At 72.6% G+C, this 13,433-nt stretch carries 13 protein-coding genes; 8 read left to right on the top strand and 5 right to left on the bottom strand.

Features of this window, described 5'->3' with window-relative positions:
• The first annotated feature begins 174 nt into the window (after nucleotides 1-174).
• Nucleotides 175-2,403 (top strand): sulfatase-like hydrolase/transferase, encoded by a 2,229-nt coding sequence (locus ACFYZS_RS34295; RefSeq protein WP_389021429.1) that lies wholly within the window; start codon nucleotides 175-177, stop codon nucleotides 2,401-2,403.
• Nucleotides 2,404-2,467: 64 nt separating this feature from the next.
• Here ACFYZS_RS34295 and ACFYZS_RS34290 read toward each other — a convergent pair whose 3' ends face one another.
• The 3 genes from ACFYZS_RS34290 to ACFYZS_RS34280 form a co-directional block, all read right to left on the bottom strand.
• Nucleotides 2,468-3,790, bottom strand: a complete 1,323-nt coding sequence (locus ACFYZS_RS34290; protein WP_389021426.1) for an APC family permease — start codon at nucleotides 3,788-3,790, stop codon at nucleotides 2,468-2,470.
• A gap of 161 nt (nucleotides 3,791-3,951) precedes the next feature.
• Nucleotides 3,952-4,623 (bottom strand): TetR/AcrR family transcriptional regulator, encoded by a 672-nt coding sequence (locus ACFYZS_RS34285; protein ID WP_389021424.1) that lies wholly within the window; start codon nucleotides 4,621-4,623, stop codon nucleotides 3,952-3,954.
• A gap of 104 nt (nucleotides 4,624-4,727) precedes the next feature.
• The gene (locus ACFYZS_RS34280; protein WP_389021421.1) at nucleotides 4,728-5,930 is read right to left on the bottom strand and encodes a cytochrome P450; all 1,203 of its coding nucleotides are present in this window, start codon (nucleotides 5,928-5,930) and stop codon (nucleotides 4,728-4,730) included.
• 205 nt (nucleotides 5,931-6,135) lie between these two features.
• Between ACFYZS_RS34280 and ACFYZS_RS34275 the strand changes: the two genes are divergently transcribed.
• The 6 genes from ACFYZS_RS34275 (at nucleotide 6,136) to ACFYZS_RS34250 (ending at nucleotide 11,367) form a co-directional block, all read left to right on the top strand.
• Nucleotides 6,136-6,834 (top strand): nucleotidyltransferase domain-containing protein, encoded by a 699-nt coding sequence (locus ACFYZS_RS34275; protein ID WP_389021418.1) that lies wholly within the window; start codon nucleotides 6,136-6,138, stop codon nucleotides 6,832-6,834.
• A 196-nt stretch (nucleotides 6,835-7,030) separates the two neighbouring features.
• Nucleotides 7,031-8,284, top strand: a complete 1,254-nt coding sequence (locus ACFYZS_RS34270; protein ID WP_389021415.1) for a cytochrome P450 — start codon at nucleotides 7,031-7,033, stop codon at nucleotides 8,282-8,284.
• Between the two features lie 330 nt (nucleotides 8,285-8,614).
• A complete protein-coding gene (locus tag ACFYZS_RS34265; RefSeq protein WP_389021412.1) occupies nucleotides 8,615-8,818 on the top strand; it encodes a cold-shock protein in 204 nt (67 codons plus the stop codon).
• Nucleotides 8,819-9,093: 275 nt separating this feature from the next.
• A complete protein-coding gene (locus ACFYZS_RS34260) occupies nucleotides 9,094-10,611 on the top strand; it encodes a DEAD/DEAH box helicase (RefSeq protein ID WP_389021410.1) in 1,518 nt (505 codons plus the stop codon).
• A 46-nt stretch (nucleotides 10,612-10,657) separates the two neighbouring features.
• Complete coding sequence (locus ACFYZS_RS34255) at nucleotides 10,658-11,005, top strand: CBS domain-containing protein (RefSeq protein WP_389021408.1); 348 nt, start codon at nucleotides 10,658-10,660, stop codon at nucleotides 11,003-11,005.
• Nucleotides 11,006-11,055: 50 nt separating this feature from the next.
• Nucleotides 11,056-11,367 (top strand): SCO5918 family protein, encoded by a 312-nt coding sequence (locus ACFYZS_RS34250; RefSeq protein ID WP_389021406.1) that lies wholly within the window; start codon nucleotides 11,056-11,058, stop codon nucleotides 11,365-11,367.
• Between the two features lie 102 nt (nucleotides 11,368-11,469).
• On the opposite strand, the gene ACFYZS_RS34245 is transcribed toward ACFYZS_RS34250, so the two are convergent.
• Nucleotides 11,470-11,883 carry a hypothetical protein gene (locus ACFYZS_RS34245; protein ID WP_389021403.1) on the bottom strand — a complete coding sequence of 138 codons (414 nt, stop codon included), beginning with the start codon at nucleotides 11,881-11,883 and terminating at the stop codon, nucleotides 11,470-11,472.
• Between the two features lie 83 nt (nucleotides 11,884-11,966).
• Between ACFYZS_RS34245 and ACFYZS_RS34240 the strand changes: the two genes are divergently transcribed.
• Nucleotides 11,967-12,275 (top strand): hypothetical protein, encoded by a 309-nt coding sequence (locus tag ACFYZS_RS34240; RefSeq protein WP_389021401.1) that lies wholly within the window; start codon nucleotides 11,967-11,969, stop codon nucleotides 12,273-12,275.
• 222 nt (nucleotides 12,276-12,497) lie between these two features.
• Here ACFYZS_RS34240 and ACFYZS_RS34235 read toward each other — a convergent pair whose 3' ends face one another.
• Entirely contained in the window at nucleotides 12,498-13,322 is an 825-nt protein-coding gene (locus ACFYZS_RS34235; protein ID WP_389021398.1) for a sulfite exporter TauE/SafE family protein, read from the bottom strand.
• Nucleotides 13,323-13,433: the final 111 nt, after the last annotated feature.

Below are 13,433 nucleotides of genomic sequence, written 5' to 3'. Positions count from 1 at the left end.
CCGCTAAAACGATCAAGATCCGATGGGGACACGAACCCGGTCGGGACACCGCACCCATCCAGGCGAGGCGAGGAGCCGGGCCGGCCGTCACACGCTTTTAATGCCGTGTGCATGGCCACCGGGCCGGCGGCTTCCGCATGATCGAACCCCGTCCGCGAGAGCCGAGGAGCCCCCATGCCCACCCGCCGCCACTTCATCGCCGGGTCCGCGGCCACGCTCGGCCTGGCCGCGCTCCCGGCCGCGCCGGAAGCCCTCGCGGCGCCCGCGGCAGCCCAGGCCGCCGCCGCGAGCGCCGGTACGGCCACGCCGAACCTCGTGGTGATCCTCGCCGACGACCTCGGCTACGGCGACCTCGGCGCGTACGGGCAGAAGCTGATCACCACCCCGCGGATCGACCGGCTCGCCGCCGAGGGCCTGAGGTTCACCGACGCCTACTCCACCGCCGCCGTCTGCGCGCCGTCCCGCTGTTCGCTGCTGACCGGCCTGCACACCGGGCACTCCGCCGTCCGGGCTAATCCCGACGGCGCCCCCGGCGCGCTGAAGGCCGGAGACACCACTTTCGCCGAGGTGCTGCGCGCCCGCGGCTACCGGACCGCGGTGATCGGGAAGTGGGGCTTCGGGCCGGAGGAGGGTGATCAGCCCAGCCACCCCAACTCCCGTGGTTTCGAGGAGTTCTACGGATACATCGACCACGGGCACGCGCACGAGTACTACCCGCAGTACCTCTGGCACAACGGTGCGAAGGAGACGATCGCCGCCAACGCGGGCGGGGCGAAGGGCGCCTACGCCCCCCAGCTCATCGAGCAGCGCGCACTGGACTTCATCGGCGACCACGCCGCCGAGCCCTTCCTGCTCTTCCTCACACCGACCGTGCCGCACGCACCGAGCGACATCCCCGACGTCGGCGCCTACGCCTCCCGCGGCTGGACCCAGCAGAACAAGGGCCACGCCGCCCAGATCACCTACTTCGACACGCTCGTCGGGAAGGTCACCGACCGGCTGCGCGCGCTGGGCATCGCCGAGAACACCGTCGTCCTCGTCACCAGCGACAACGGCCCGCACGAGGAAGGCGGGGTCAACCCCGACCTGTTCGACGCGAACGGCCCGCTGCGCGGCTACAAGCGCAACCTCTACGAGGGGGGCATCCGCGTCCCGCTGATCGCCTGGTCCCCGGGCCGGATCGGGGCGGGGACCAGCGACCGTCCCACCTCGCTCACCGACGTGCTGCCCACCCTGGCGGAGCTCGGCGGAGCGCCCGCACCGGCCGACATCGACGGACTGTCGGCCGCCCCGCTGCTCGCCGGAAGCCCGAACGCCGCACGCCACAACCACCTGTACTGGTACCGGGACGAACGCGGCGTCACCAGCCGCGCCAACGCCGAGGACGGCGGCCGCGCCACCTGGCTCGCCGAGGCGGTGCGCAAGGACAACTGGAAGGCGGTGCGGTTCGCGCCCGTCAGGGACCACGCGCTGCCCGACGCACAGTGGCAGGTCGAGCTGTACGACCTCGCCTCCGACGCCGGTGAGAAGCGCGACGTCGCCGCCGCCAACCCGTCCGTGGTCACCGGGCTGGTCGCCCTCATGCGCTCCTCGTGGGTGGACACGTACGTCCGGGGGCCCTTCGGGGTCCGCGCGCAGGTCCAAGGGCCGGCCGTGCCCGGTCAGGTCTTCACGGTGACGGCGACCCTCGCCAACGGGTCGGCCAAGCCGTGGACGGGAGCACTCCTCGCGCTGCGCGCCCCGGCGGGCTGGCAGGTCCAGGCGACCACCGCCACCGGCCGGGACCAGCTGCCCGCCGGGGCCGCGCTGACCACGACCTGGCGGGTCACACCGCCGGCGACGGCCGCCCCCGGAGCGCAGTGGCCGCTGACCGTCGACGCAGCGGCGCAGTCGCCGACCGGTCCGCTGCGCTACTCCGCCCCGGAACGGGTCTCCACGGTGCCGGCGGCGCCGGTGGCCGATGCCTACCTGAGCGATCTCGAATGGGTGTCGGCCGCCAACGGATGGGGTCCGGTGGAACGCGACCGCTCCAACGGGCGCAACGCGGCCGGGGACGGCACGCCGATCTCGTTCGGCGGAGTGACCTACGCCAAGGGCCTCGGCGTCCACGCCCCCTCCGAGATCGTCTACCACCTCGGCGGAGCGGCGGACCGTTTCACCGCGCTGGTCGGCATCGACGACTTCTCCACGAAGCAGGCCGCCACCGGCGCGACGAAGGCCACGGTACGGGGAGACGGCAAGGTGCTGTTCACCACCGGCAAGCTCACCGGCGCGGGCGGTCCCGTACCGGTGGACGTCGACGTACGCGGGGTCAAGCTGCTGCACCTGGTCGTCGAGGACGCCAACGCCAATTCGGCGTTCGACCACACCTCCTGGGCCCTCGCCCGGGTGACGGTCCCCTGAGCGGCGGGGCCGTGCGGCGTAGACCGGTCCCGCGCCCGCACGGCTGCCTGCGCTCCCCCTCGCCTCACGAAGGCCGGGTGGGCTTGAGGAACAGCAAGGGCGTACCGGTGAGCAGCACCGCGACGCCGAGAACGGCCCCCCATCCGGCGTGGAAGAGACTGGACCAGAGCACCCAGAGGCAGCTGAGCGCGAAGAGCGCCGGGGTCACCGGATAGAGCGGCACCCGATAGTGCGGCGCGGCGGCCGGCTCCCGCCCGCGGAAGACGTAGAGCGACAGGGCGACCAGGAACATGAAGAACCAGAACACCGGCGCGGTGTAGGCGACCATCGCTCGGAACCCCACGCGCGTGACGGCTCCGAAGACGACCAGCGCCGCGGAGACCGCGCCTTGGAGCACGAGCGCGTTCGCGGGGGTCGAACCGCGTTCCTTCCAGGTGCCGATCGAGCGCAGCGCGGCCACGTCCCGGCCGAGCGCGTAGTACGAACGGGCCCCGGTGATCATCAGGCCGTTGAGCGTGGTCAGGGTGGAGAGCATGACGACGACGCTGAGCACCGTGGCCCCCGTGTCGCCGGCGACGGCGCGCATCATGTCGGCGCCGACGGCATCGCTGTCACGGATCCCCTGGAGCCCCAGCACGTGCAGATAGGCGAGGTTGATCGCGAGGGTCACGGCGATGACGACCAGCACGCCGAGAACCAGGGCGCGGGCCATGTTGTGCCGGGCGTCCTGGAGTTCGCCCGACAGATAGGCGGCTTCGTTCCACCCGCCGTAGGTCAGGAGGATGTACATCATGGCGAGGCCCACACCCGCCACCGACGTTTCCTGTGGAGTGCTCGGGCGGTATGCCGGAGCCGTCGTGGCGAACGCCGAGACGACGATGGTGACGAGCGCGAGGACGACGACGACCTCGACGCATCGCTGGGTCAGCTTTCCGGGTGTGATGCCCACGCGGTTGACGAGCGTGAAGACGGTGATCGCGACGAGGGCGTAGAGGCCCGGACCGTAGGCCCCGAGCGGCAGGGACGCGTTCGCGTAGTCGCCCATCACGAAGGCGGCGGCCGCGATGGCACCCGGTTGGATCACCGCGCAGCGCGCCCAGGCGAACAGCAGCGCGACCTTGCGCCCGTAGGCCGCGTTGAGGAAGGCGTACTCGCCGCCCGCGTCGGGGCGGGCGCTGCCCAGCTCGGCGTAGCAGACCGCCCCGATCAGCGTCACCAGACCGCCCAGCAGCCACAGGGACACGAACCAGGCCTCGTCGCTCGAGTACGTCGCGACCAGCGACGGGGTCGCGAAGATGCCGAAGCCCAGGACGATGCCGATCACCATGATCGCGACGTCCGCGGGTGTCAGCGCGGCCCGGGGGACCGCGCCGGAGGTTTCGGACATGGCACACCTCGGGACGTCGCAGGCCGCGGGCGGGCAGAACAGGACATCGGGGACGCCCCTGACAGGATGCCAGGCGACGGAGGACCGGGCGGGCGGCGACGCGGGCCGGCGAGCGGCGAGCCGCGCCGGCAGGGTGGCGCTCCGCGCCGGCGCTGCCCCGCTCAGCCTTGGCGGTGCGGTCCGAGGTCGCGGAGGACCGCGGCCAGGTCCTCCGGGGTCAGGCCCGGGGCGGGCAGGTCCGTCGTCGGGCGGGCCCCGGCCCGCAGGCCGTCGAGGAACAGCGCCAACGGCCGCCGCCAGGCGTGCGGGGCCGCGGCGGCCGCGAGGGAGGGGACGGAGCGCCCGAGTGTCGCCAGGCCCAGGAGCATGTCCTCGATGGTGACGTCGGGGCGCATCGTGCCGTCCCGCTGGGCCCGGCCCATCAGCAGGGAGATGGTCTCGTGGTTGTGGGCGTGGATCCCGTCGAGGGAGGTGACGCCCTCGATGGCGGTGGTCATCAGGTCGTTCGCCCCGCGGTCGGCGGCCAGCACCGTGAAGACGGCCTCCAGGTAGTCGGCCAGCCCCGCCCACGGGTCCGCCGAGCGGCGGGCTTCGTCTCCGGCCACGACGGTTTCGTGCAGCGCGTCCCGGAAGACCGCGTCGATGAGGGCGGCGCGGGAGGGGAAGTGCCGGTACAGGGTTGCGTTTCCGACGCCGGCCCGGCGGGCGATCTCGTCGAGGGGGGCGTCCAGGCCCTGGGCGGCGAAGGCCTTGTGCGCGGCGGCCAGCAGCAGGTCGCGGTTGCGCCGCGCGTCGCGCCGTACGGGCTCAGGCCGTTCCGTGCCCGGGGTCAATGTCCACTCCTCGCGTTGCCGGTGGTCTTCGTACGTACCGGGGAGCATTCTCCGCTACGGATGCGGGCGCCACCAGGAGGGGTGTCACACGGCCGGGAAGGACGTCACGCGGCGAGCCTGCGCGACCACCGTACGGGCAGCGCCGCCACACCCCTGAGCATGGCGTTCGGGCGGCGTACCAGGGTGTCGGGGTCGACGGCCACTTCCAGGTCCGGCAGCCGCCGCAGCAGTGCCCGCAGGGCGATCCGCCCTTCCACGCGGGCGAGCGGCGCGCCCAGGCAGTGGTGGATGCCGTGGCCGAAGGCGAGGTGCCCCCGAGCGGGGCGCCGGATGTCGAAGCGGTCGGGATCGGGGAAGTACCGGGGGTCGCGGGAGGCCGAGGCGAGGGAGAGCATCACGCTGTCGCCCGCCGGTATGCGCACCCCGTCGATCTCCACCGGTTCGGCTGCATGCCGGAACGCGGCGGCGGTGACCGGCCCGTCGTGGCGGAGCATCTCCTCGACGGCGCCGTCCAGGAGGCGTGCGTCGGCCCGCAGCGCGGCCAGTTGGTCCGGGTGGCGCAGCAGGTTGAGGACCCCGCCGGAGATGAGGTTGACCGTGGTCTCGTGTCCCGCGACGAGCAGCAGGAAGGCCATGCCGAGCAGTTCCTCGGGGGAGAGCCCGTCCTCCGCGGCGGAGGCCAGGACCAGGGCGCTCATCAGGTCAGGACCGGGATCGCCGGCCTTGGCGGCGATGAGCGCGGCGAAGTACGCGCTCATCTCGCCGCCGGCGGCGGCCGCCGCGGCCGGCGAGGTCGGCGCCACGAGCTCGGTCGACCAGCCATGGAAGAGGTGTTGGTCTGCGAAGGGGACTCCGAGCAGCTCACAGATGACGGTCAGAGGCAGCGGCAGGGCGTAGCTGGCGACCAGATCGGCGGTCCCGGCCTGCGGGAGTGCGTCGAGGAGTCCGTCGGCGATCTGCCGGACCCGCGCGCCCATCGCCTCGACCCGTCCGGCGGTGAACTCGCGTGCGACCAGGGTGCGCAGGCGGGTGTGCCGGGGTGCGTCGGTCTGCAGCATGTTCAGCCCGATGGCGTGGCCGCCGTCGCTCTCCCATGTCGCCGAGTGCCGTATGTCGTTGCGCAGCCGGGGGTCGGTCAGCCCGGCGCGCACCTCGTCGCGTCCGAGGACCAGCCACACGTCACCGCTCCCCGGCACGTGGATGCGGTGTACGTGGCCCTTCTCGCGCAGCGCGGCGTAGGCGGGGTACGGGTCGGCGGTCACGTCGACCCCCTCGGGCGCGAGTTCCTCAAGTGTCGGCGCACGCATGGCGGTTCCTCCTCCGGTTGAAACGGGGACGGCTCCCCGGTTCTGACGCGGACGCTACACCACGAAACGGGGACCTGCCCCCGATTGCAGGCCGCGCGGCAGGCGGACGTCGCGCTCGAGGCTCTCCGCCGTGAGCCGGGGGACGGCTGGACGGTGGACGGCCGGCGCCGGAAGTTCTGACGGCGCCGGTACGTACGCTGTGATCATGGATGACCCCGTGCTCACCGCCCGCGAACTGGTCCGGGACCGATTTCCCGCCGCCCGGGCGGCCTTCCTCGCCGGCAGCGTGCTGACCGACCGCCGGACGCCCACGTCGGACCTGGACATCGTGGTCCTCCTGGACGGGCCGCCCGCCCCCTGCCGTGAGAGCCTGGTGCACCGCGGCTGGCCCGTGGAGCTGTTCGTACAGACGGAGGCCGTCTGGCACGGCTTCGCCGACCAGGAGACCGCGAAGCGGAATTCGCCGCTGCTCGCGATGTGCGCCGACGGCATGCTCCTGGTGGACGCGGACGGGCTGGGCGCCTCGCTCCGGGACGAGGCGCGAAAGCGTTGGGCCGCGGGCCCGCCGCCGCTCTCGGACCGTGAGCGTGACCACCGGCGTTACATGCTGACCGACTTGCTCGATGATCTGCGCGGCTGCGCGGACCCCGCGGAGCGGGTCTACTTGGTCGCGCACATGCTGCAGCGTGCCTCGGAGCTGGTCCTGCTGGTCGGCGGGCACTGGCTCGGCAGAGGGAAGTGGCTGTCGCGGCGGCTGGCCGCGGCCGACCCCGGGCTGCACGGCGCACTGTCCGAGGCCGCCGCGAGGGCGATCGCCGGGGACGCGACGGCCTTCGCCGCGGTCGTGGCAGAGGTGCTGGACCTCGCCGGTGGTCCGTTGTGGGACGGATACAGCATCAAGTGAGCCGCTCCCCAAGGGGTTTCGCCCCGCTCGGGCGCGGCGGCCCGACGGGGCGCCCTGCCGTCCGTGCCCGTCCGCACCCGCCCGCGCCCACCCGTCCGGCGGGCGTCCCGATGCGCTCTTTCGAACGGGCCGGTGGTCGGGCAGGATGCCCGGTGCACCGGGAACTCCCGGACGCCGGCCGCGAGACGGAGGCTGTGTGTCAGCAGGGCACGAGCAAGCGGAGCATGCGGAGCAGGCGAAGCAGGCGCTCCGGGAAGCGTTCTACCGCGATCCCTACCCCCGCTACGCCCTCGCCCGCGAGGCCGAGGGGCTGACCTGGATACCGGAGGTCGACGCCTGGCTGGTCGCGCGCGAGGCGGACGTACGGGAAGTCCTGCGGCGCGCCGAGGACTTCTCCTCCGCGAACGCGCTGCTGCCGGACGTCCCGCTGTCGGAGGCCGCGCTCGGCGTCCTGCCGCGCGGTTTCGGGCCGCGGCCGACCGTGGTCTCCTCGGACGGAGCCGCCCACCTGCGCTACCGGGCCCCGCTGAACCGCGGCCTGTCCTCCGGCCGGATCGCGGCGGTGCTGCCGTACGCGCGAGAGCAGGCGCGCGAGCTGGTGGCCGCCTTCTCCGCGGACGGCTCGGCCGAGCTGGTGGAGGCGTACGCGCGGCGACTGCCCGGACTGGTCATCGGGCGGCTCATCGGACTGGATCCCGCCGACGTCCCTCCGGCCGTGCACGGCGGCTACCGCGCCGAGGAACTGTTCTTCCGCCCGTTGACCCCACCCGGGCAGGCGGCCGCCGCGGAGGACGTCGTGGCGCTCCAGCACCTGCTGGACGGCTACGTACGCGACCGCCGGGCCCACCCCCGTGCGGACCTGTGCTCGGACCTCGTGGCGGCCTTGGCCCCCGGAGAGGGGGAGCTGACCCTCGAGCAGCGTCATGAGCTCGTGGCCAATCTGCAGAACCTGCTCATCGCCGGCTTCCTGACCACGAGCGCGCTGATCTCCACGGCCCTGCTGCACCTGCTCGCCGACCGCGAGCAGTGGCTCCTGCTGTGCTCCGATCCATCGCTGACCTCCGCCGCCGTGGAGGAATGCGCCCGCTTCGACCCGGCCATCCAGGGCTTCCGGAGGGTCACGACGCGGCCCGTGACGCTGGGCGGGACGAAGCTGCCGGCCGGGGCCGCCGTGCTCGTGGCCTACGCCTCCGCCAACCGCGACGAGCACCGGTCCGCGCGGGCCGACCGCTTCGACATCCGCCGCCCCGCGGACCGGCGCCACCTCGCCTTCGGCCACGGGCCGCACAATTGCCCGGGGTCCCGCCTGGCCCGGGCCCAGCTCCACCTCACGCTGGAGCTGTTCTCCCAGGCCATGCCCGGTCTGCGGATGGACCCGCGCCGCCCGCCGCCCTCCATGCGCCCCACCCCCATCCACCGTTCACCCGAGGCCCTGCACGTGACCTGGTGACGGTCCGATTCCGCGGACCGCGGGGGAAACAGCACGCTCGGGGCGAGCAAATATTCGTGCCCGCGGACCGAGATTTTCACGGTGATCGCGAGGGGATTTCTTCTCCCGCAGGGCACAGGAGGAAATTCCTCATCGCCCGCTGACCGCCGCGGCGTGCTACTGTCGATCTCAGTTGCAGTTTTGGTACCCAAAAAACTTCAAGCGTCTCGGTCGGCCTCCGCGTCGATGGAAGCGCTTTATATTTCCGGAAATTTTCCGGCGGGGCATCATCGCGGCGACACGGCCTCCGTACAGTGCGGATGCCGATGTACTGCCCCAAAGGAGACATGCATGCCGGCTGGCACAGTGAAGTGGTTCAACGCGGCCAAGGGTTTCGGCTTCATCGAGCAGGATGGAGGCGGCCCTGACGTGTTCGCCCACTTCTCGAACATTGCCGCCCAGGGCTTCCGTGAGCTGACCGAGGGCCAGAAGGTCACTTTCGACATCGCGCAGGGCCAAAAGGGCCCGACGGCAGAGAACATCCTTCCCGCCTGACGGCGGCGCACACTCTGTAGCTGGGGCCCGCATCCCTCGGGGTGCGGGCCCCAGCTACAGGCATCTCCCGCAGTGGGTTGACCTGCGGGATTCCCACCAGGACGCAGACCGGAATCCCACCCCCGGCGTCACCTGTTTCAGCGCCTGTGCCCGCATGCACTCCCTGCGGCCAGTTTCCGCTTCCGTATTTCCATTCGGCCCGTTCTTGCGATTCCCCGCGCTGTTCTTCCGCTGCCGGAATGCCTTGATACGCGCCGCATCAAGGAAGGTTCTGAATGAACCCCGCACGTACGAACAACCGCTCCGCCCGCACCCGCAGCCGTACCGGTGGCCCCGCTTTCGGCGCCGCCGCCGGTTCCGGCCGGAGCAGCCGCTTCGGTTCGTCCGCCCCCAGCCGCTCGGGCGGCGGCCCGAGCCGTTCGGGCGGCCACGGCCGACGGCCCGCGGCGGTGCAGGGCGAGTTCGCTCCGCCGAAGACGATCACCCCCGCCCTCCCCGCCGTCGAGACCTTCGCCGACCTGGACATGCCCCGGGAGCTGCTGGCAGCCCTCGGCGCGCAGGGCGTGAGCGTGCCGTTCCCGATCCAGGGAGCCACCCTGCCCAACACCCTCGCGGGCCGCGACGTACTCGGCCGCGGACGCACCGGCTCCGGCAAGACCCTGGCCTTCGGCCTCGCACTGCTGGCCCGCACCGCCGGGCAGCGGGCCGAGCCCCGCCAGCCCCTCGCCCTGATCCTCGTACCGACGCGCGAGCTCGCGCAGCAGGTGACCGAGGCCCTGACCCCCTACGCCCGCTCGGTGAAGCTGCGCCTGGCCACCGTCGTGGGCGGCATGTCGATCGGCAAGCAGGCCGGAGCGCTGCGCGGCGGGTCCGAAGTCGTCGTCGCGACCCCGGGCCGCCTGAAGGACCTCATCGACCGCGGTGAGTGCAGGCTGAACCACGTCGCGATCACCGTCCTGGACGAAGCCGACCAGATGGCCGACATGGGCTTCATGCCGCAGGTCACCGCGCTCCTGGACCAGGTGCGCCCCGAGGGCCAGCGGATGCTCTTCTCCGCGACCCTGGACCGCAACGTCGACCTGCTGGTGCGCCGCTACCTGACCGATCCCGTCGTGCACTCGGTGGACCCCTCGGCCGGTGCGGTCACCACGATGGAACACCACGTACTGCACGTCCACGGCACCGACAAGCACCGGACGACCACGGAGATCGCGGCGCGCGACGGCCGGGTGATGATGTTCCTGGACACGAAGCACGCCGTCGACCGGCTGACCCAGGACCTGCTGAGCAGCGGTGTCCGGGCCGCCGCCCTGCACGGCGGGAAGTCTCAGCCGCAGCGCACCCGCACCCTCGCCCAGTTCAAGACCGGGCACGTCACCGTGCTGGTCGCCACGAACGTCGCCGCACGCGGCATCCACGTCGACAGCCTCGACCTCGTCGTCAACGTGGACCCGCCGACGGACCCCAAGGACTACCTCCACCGCGGCGGCCGCACCGCCCGGGCCGGCGAGTCCGGCAGCGTCGTCACCCTCGTCACCCCGAACCAGCGCCGCGACATGAAGCGCCTCATGGCCGCCGCCGGGATCGTCCCCCAGACCACCGAGGTCCGCTCGGGCGAGGAATCCCTGAGCAGGATCACCGGCGCGCAGGCCCCTTCCGGCATCCCCGTCACCATCACCGCGCCGGTGTCCGAACGGTCCGGGCGCAGCGCCACCTCCCGCGGCCGGCGCAGTTCCGCCGCGAGTACCCGGCGTGTGGGCGGGCGGCGCTCCGCCACCGGTACGGCGGCCTGAGCACCAGGTGATCGGAAAGCCGACCCATCTCAGCAGGAGGCACCTTTTGACGCTGCTCCAGACGCAATCCCACTCGGCGGGAGCCCAGCCGGCGCACCGGGCGGCGGACGAGGACGCGGAGCAGGTCTGCCCGCAGGTCGGCGACGACATGACGGTCGAAGTGGCCCTGTCCGTCATGGCCAGTGCCCGCGCGGGGCACCTGCTGGTCCGTGACGAGGACGGCCTGTGCATCGGCCTGGTCACCCCGGCCCAACTGGCCGCCGCCCGCGGCAGCGACGCGTACACGGACCGTGTTCGGCTGCGGGACCTCGTCGATGTCCTGCACGTCGCCGACGGACAAGGCGGCGTTCCGGGCGCCCACGGCCACGGCCTGGGTCTCGCCCTCGCACGCTGACCGCTCCACCGCGCGGTCGGACCGTACTCTTCTTCCCCCTGTGAGGCATCATGCGCTGTGTCATCGCCCGCTTCCCGTTCGACCTCACCAAGAGCGGCGTTCTGGAAACGATGAAGGGCATCAAGCCCGAACCGGTCACGGGTGAATCCGTGGTCATCGGCCGCCGCACCTACCCCGTCAAGCAGGTCGGCCAGGCGGTCACCCGCCAGGACCGGCGTGACTTCAGCGTCGGCGAAGTCCTGCGGGCCATGGCCCAGCTCGGCTTCACCTGCCACGGCCTTCCCCGGGCCGAGACGCCCACGCGCGCCCTCAGCCCGCTCCAGCAGGCCTCCGCGATGCTCGGCGTCCCGGCAAGCGTCTGACCGGAGCGCCCGGAGCGCCCGGAGCCCCACGCGCGAGCCGACGGGAGCACAGCAAAGACGCCGGCCGGGGTCCGACCCCGGCCGGCGTTTCGGCGAGCCGGGTCAGGGCATCTCGTCGGGGTCGCAGCTGGCCCGACGCAGCCCGATCGTACGCAGGGCCCGCATCAGGGCTTCGGAGTCTCCCTCGCGCACGACGTGGACGGCGCCCTCGACGGCAAGGCCGGACACGGCACGGGGCATGCGGTCGGCGGCCGTCCGCAGCACCACCCCGCTCGGCGGGTCCAGGGAGCGCACCCCGCGGAACACGCTGAGGATGCCCGGGTCCGCGTCGAGGCTGTCCAGCCCGGCGGGCAGGGACAGGACGGTGATGTCGGGGAGGAGGAGGCGGGCGTGCGCGAGACCGACGGCGGGGTCGTGGGCGTGCGACAGGACCCGGAAGTGCGGATTGCGCTGGATGCCCGCGCGCAGGAGCTCGAGCTGCTCCCCGTCGGGCACGCCGACCACCAAAACCGTCATCACCTACTCCATCCTGCGTTCCGGCACGCGGCGACGCGACCCGGGAGCAGCCGGTGCCGCCCGCGTGCGGCGACACTGGAGCCATGAGCGAGCACCGCTTCACCGTTGACCTGACCAGCACCGACAGCACCGACAGCACCGGCAGTGCGGGCAGTACACCGAGCCATGTCCGCAGGCCCCGGTACCGCCACAGCCTCCGGTACGAGAACCCCGCCGGTGAAGCCTGGACCGGTCCCGACGGGCACGCACTGCGCACTCCCTGCGGGCTCACCGTCGTGACGTGTGCCTGCGGCCTCGCCACCGAGGCGCTCCCGAGCGACGACGCGCGGCTCGTCTACGAGGAACACCGCAACACGATCCGCGACGAGTCGATGCGCGGCAACCCCGTGTAGGCCCCCGGGCCGCCCCGTTTCTCACCGCGAGCTCGCTCCGAGAAAGAGTGCGCTGCCACCGTTTGGGCCGGGGGAGACGGGTCATACGCGTGGTCACGGGAGTCCGCGGCGGTGAGCGGCGCGGGTTCCCGAGCGGGCCCGAGCCGCGTGGTGGCACCCCCCGCCATCACGCGGCCGGCGCTCCCGCCCACCCGGGTGCGACGTCCTGCCGTCGCGCCGGTATCAGTCGTGTCGGGCGAGTTTGACGGCGGAGACGAGGAGGATCGCGGCCAGCAGCGGGATGAGGACGAGGTCGGGGAAGACCCCCAGCAGCAGTCCGCCCAGTACCGCGCCGGCGATCGATCCCGCCGCCATGACCGCCGCGAAGCGCAGGTGCGCGCCGACGACGGCGAAGCTGCCGTCGCGGCTGTAGCGGGCGAACGCCACGAGCATGGTCGGCAGGGAGACCAGCAGGGAGAGGCTTCCCGCGGTCTTGATGTCCTCGCCGAACAGCAACACGATCGTCGGGATCAGCAGCTCGCCGCCGGCGACGCCCATGATCGCGGCGACGACTCCGATGCCGAATCCGGCCGCGACCCCGGCGGGGATCCGTGCCGAGGGCGGCAGGGCGAGGGGGTCCAGGGCGGTGGTGTGGGTCAGCACCAGGGCGCCCGCCATGAGGACCATCAGCGCGGCGAGCACCTTGTAGAGGGTGGTGCTGCGCATACGGACGGCCCAGCTCGCCCCGGCCCAGGCGCCGAGGAGACTGCCGGCCAGCAGGTTGACCGCGACGGGCCAGCGGGCCGCCACCTCGGCGGCCGGGACCGCGGCCAGCCGGGCCGGCAGCGCGACCAGCACCACGACCAGGCTCATCGCCTTGTTCAGGATGACCGCCGAGAGCGCCGCGAACCCGAACAGGCCGATCAGCAGGGGCAGGCGGAACTCCGCGCCGCCCAGGCCGATCATCCCGCCCAACACTCCGATCGCGGCTCCCGCTCCGAAGACGACGGGGACCGCGTGCGTCGGACGGAGGGGCGCAAGGCTCTGGTCGGTCGTCACGTCGGGCATCCTCGCCGGTGACGGCCCCTTCCTGCCATGGCAGGAAGACACCAGAGGCCCGCTCGGCGTTCGTGCGGTTCTCCCGGCTCCTCCGCGGAAGGTGCGGCCGGCACCTCGCCG

This window comes from Streptomyces sp. NPDC001903 (assembly GCF_042891345.1).
Lineage (GTDB): Bacteria > Actinomycetota > Actinomycetes > Streptomycetales > Streptomycetaceae > Streptomyces.
The sequence above is the reverse complement of the archived record's forward strand: the minus strand, read 5'-3'. Positions and strand labels throughout refer to the sequence as shown.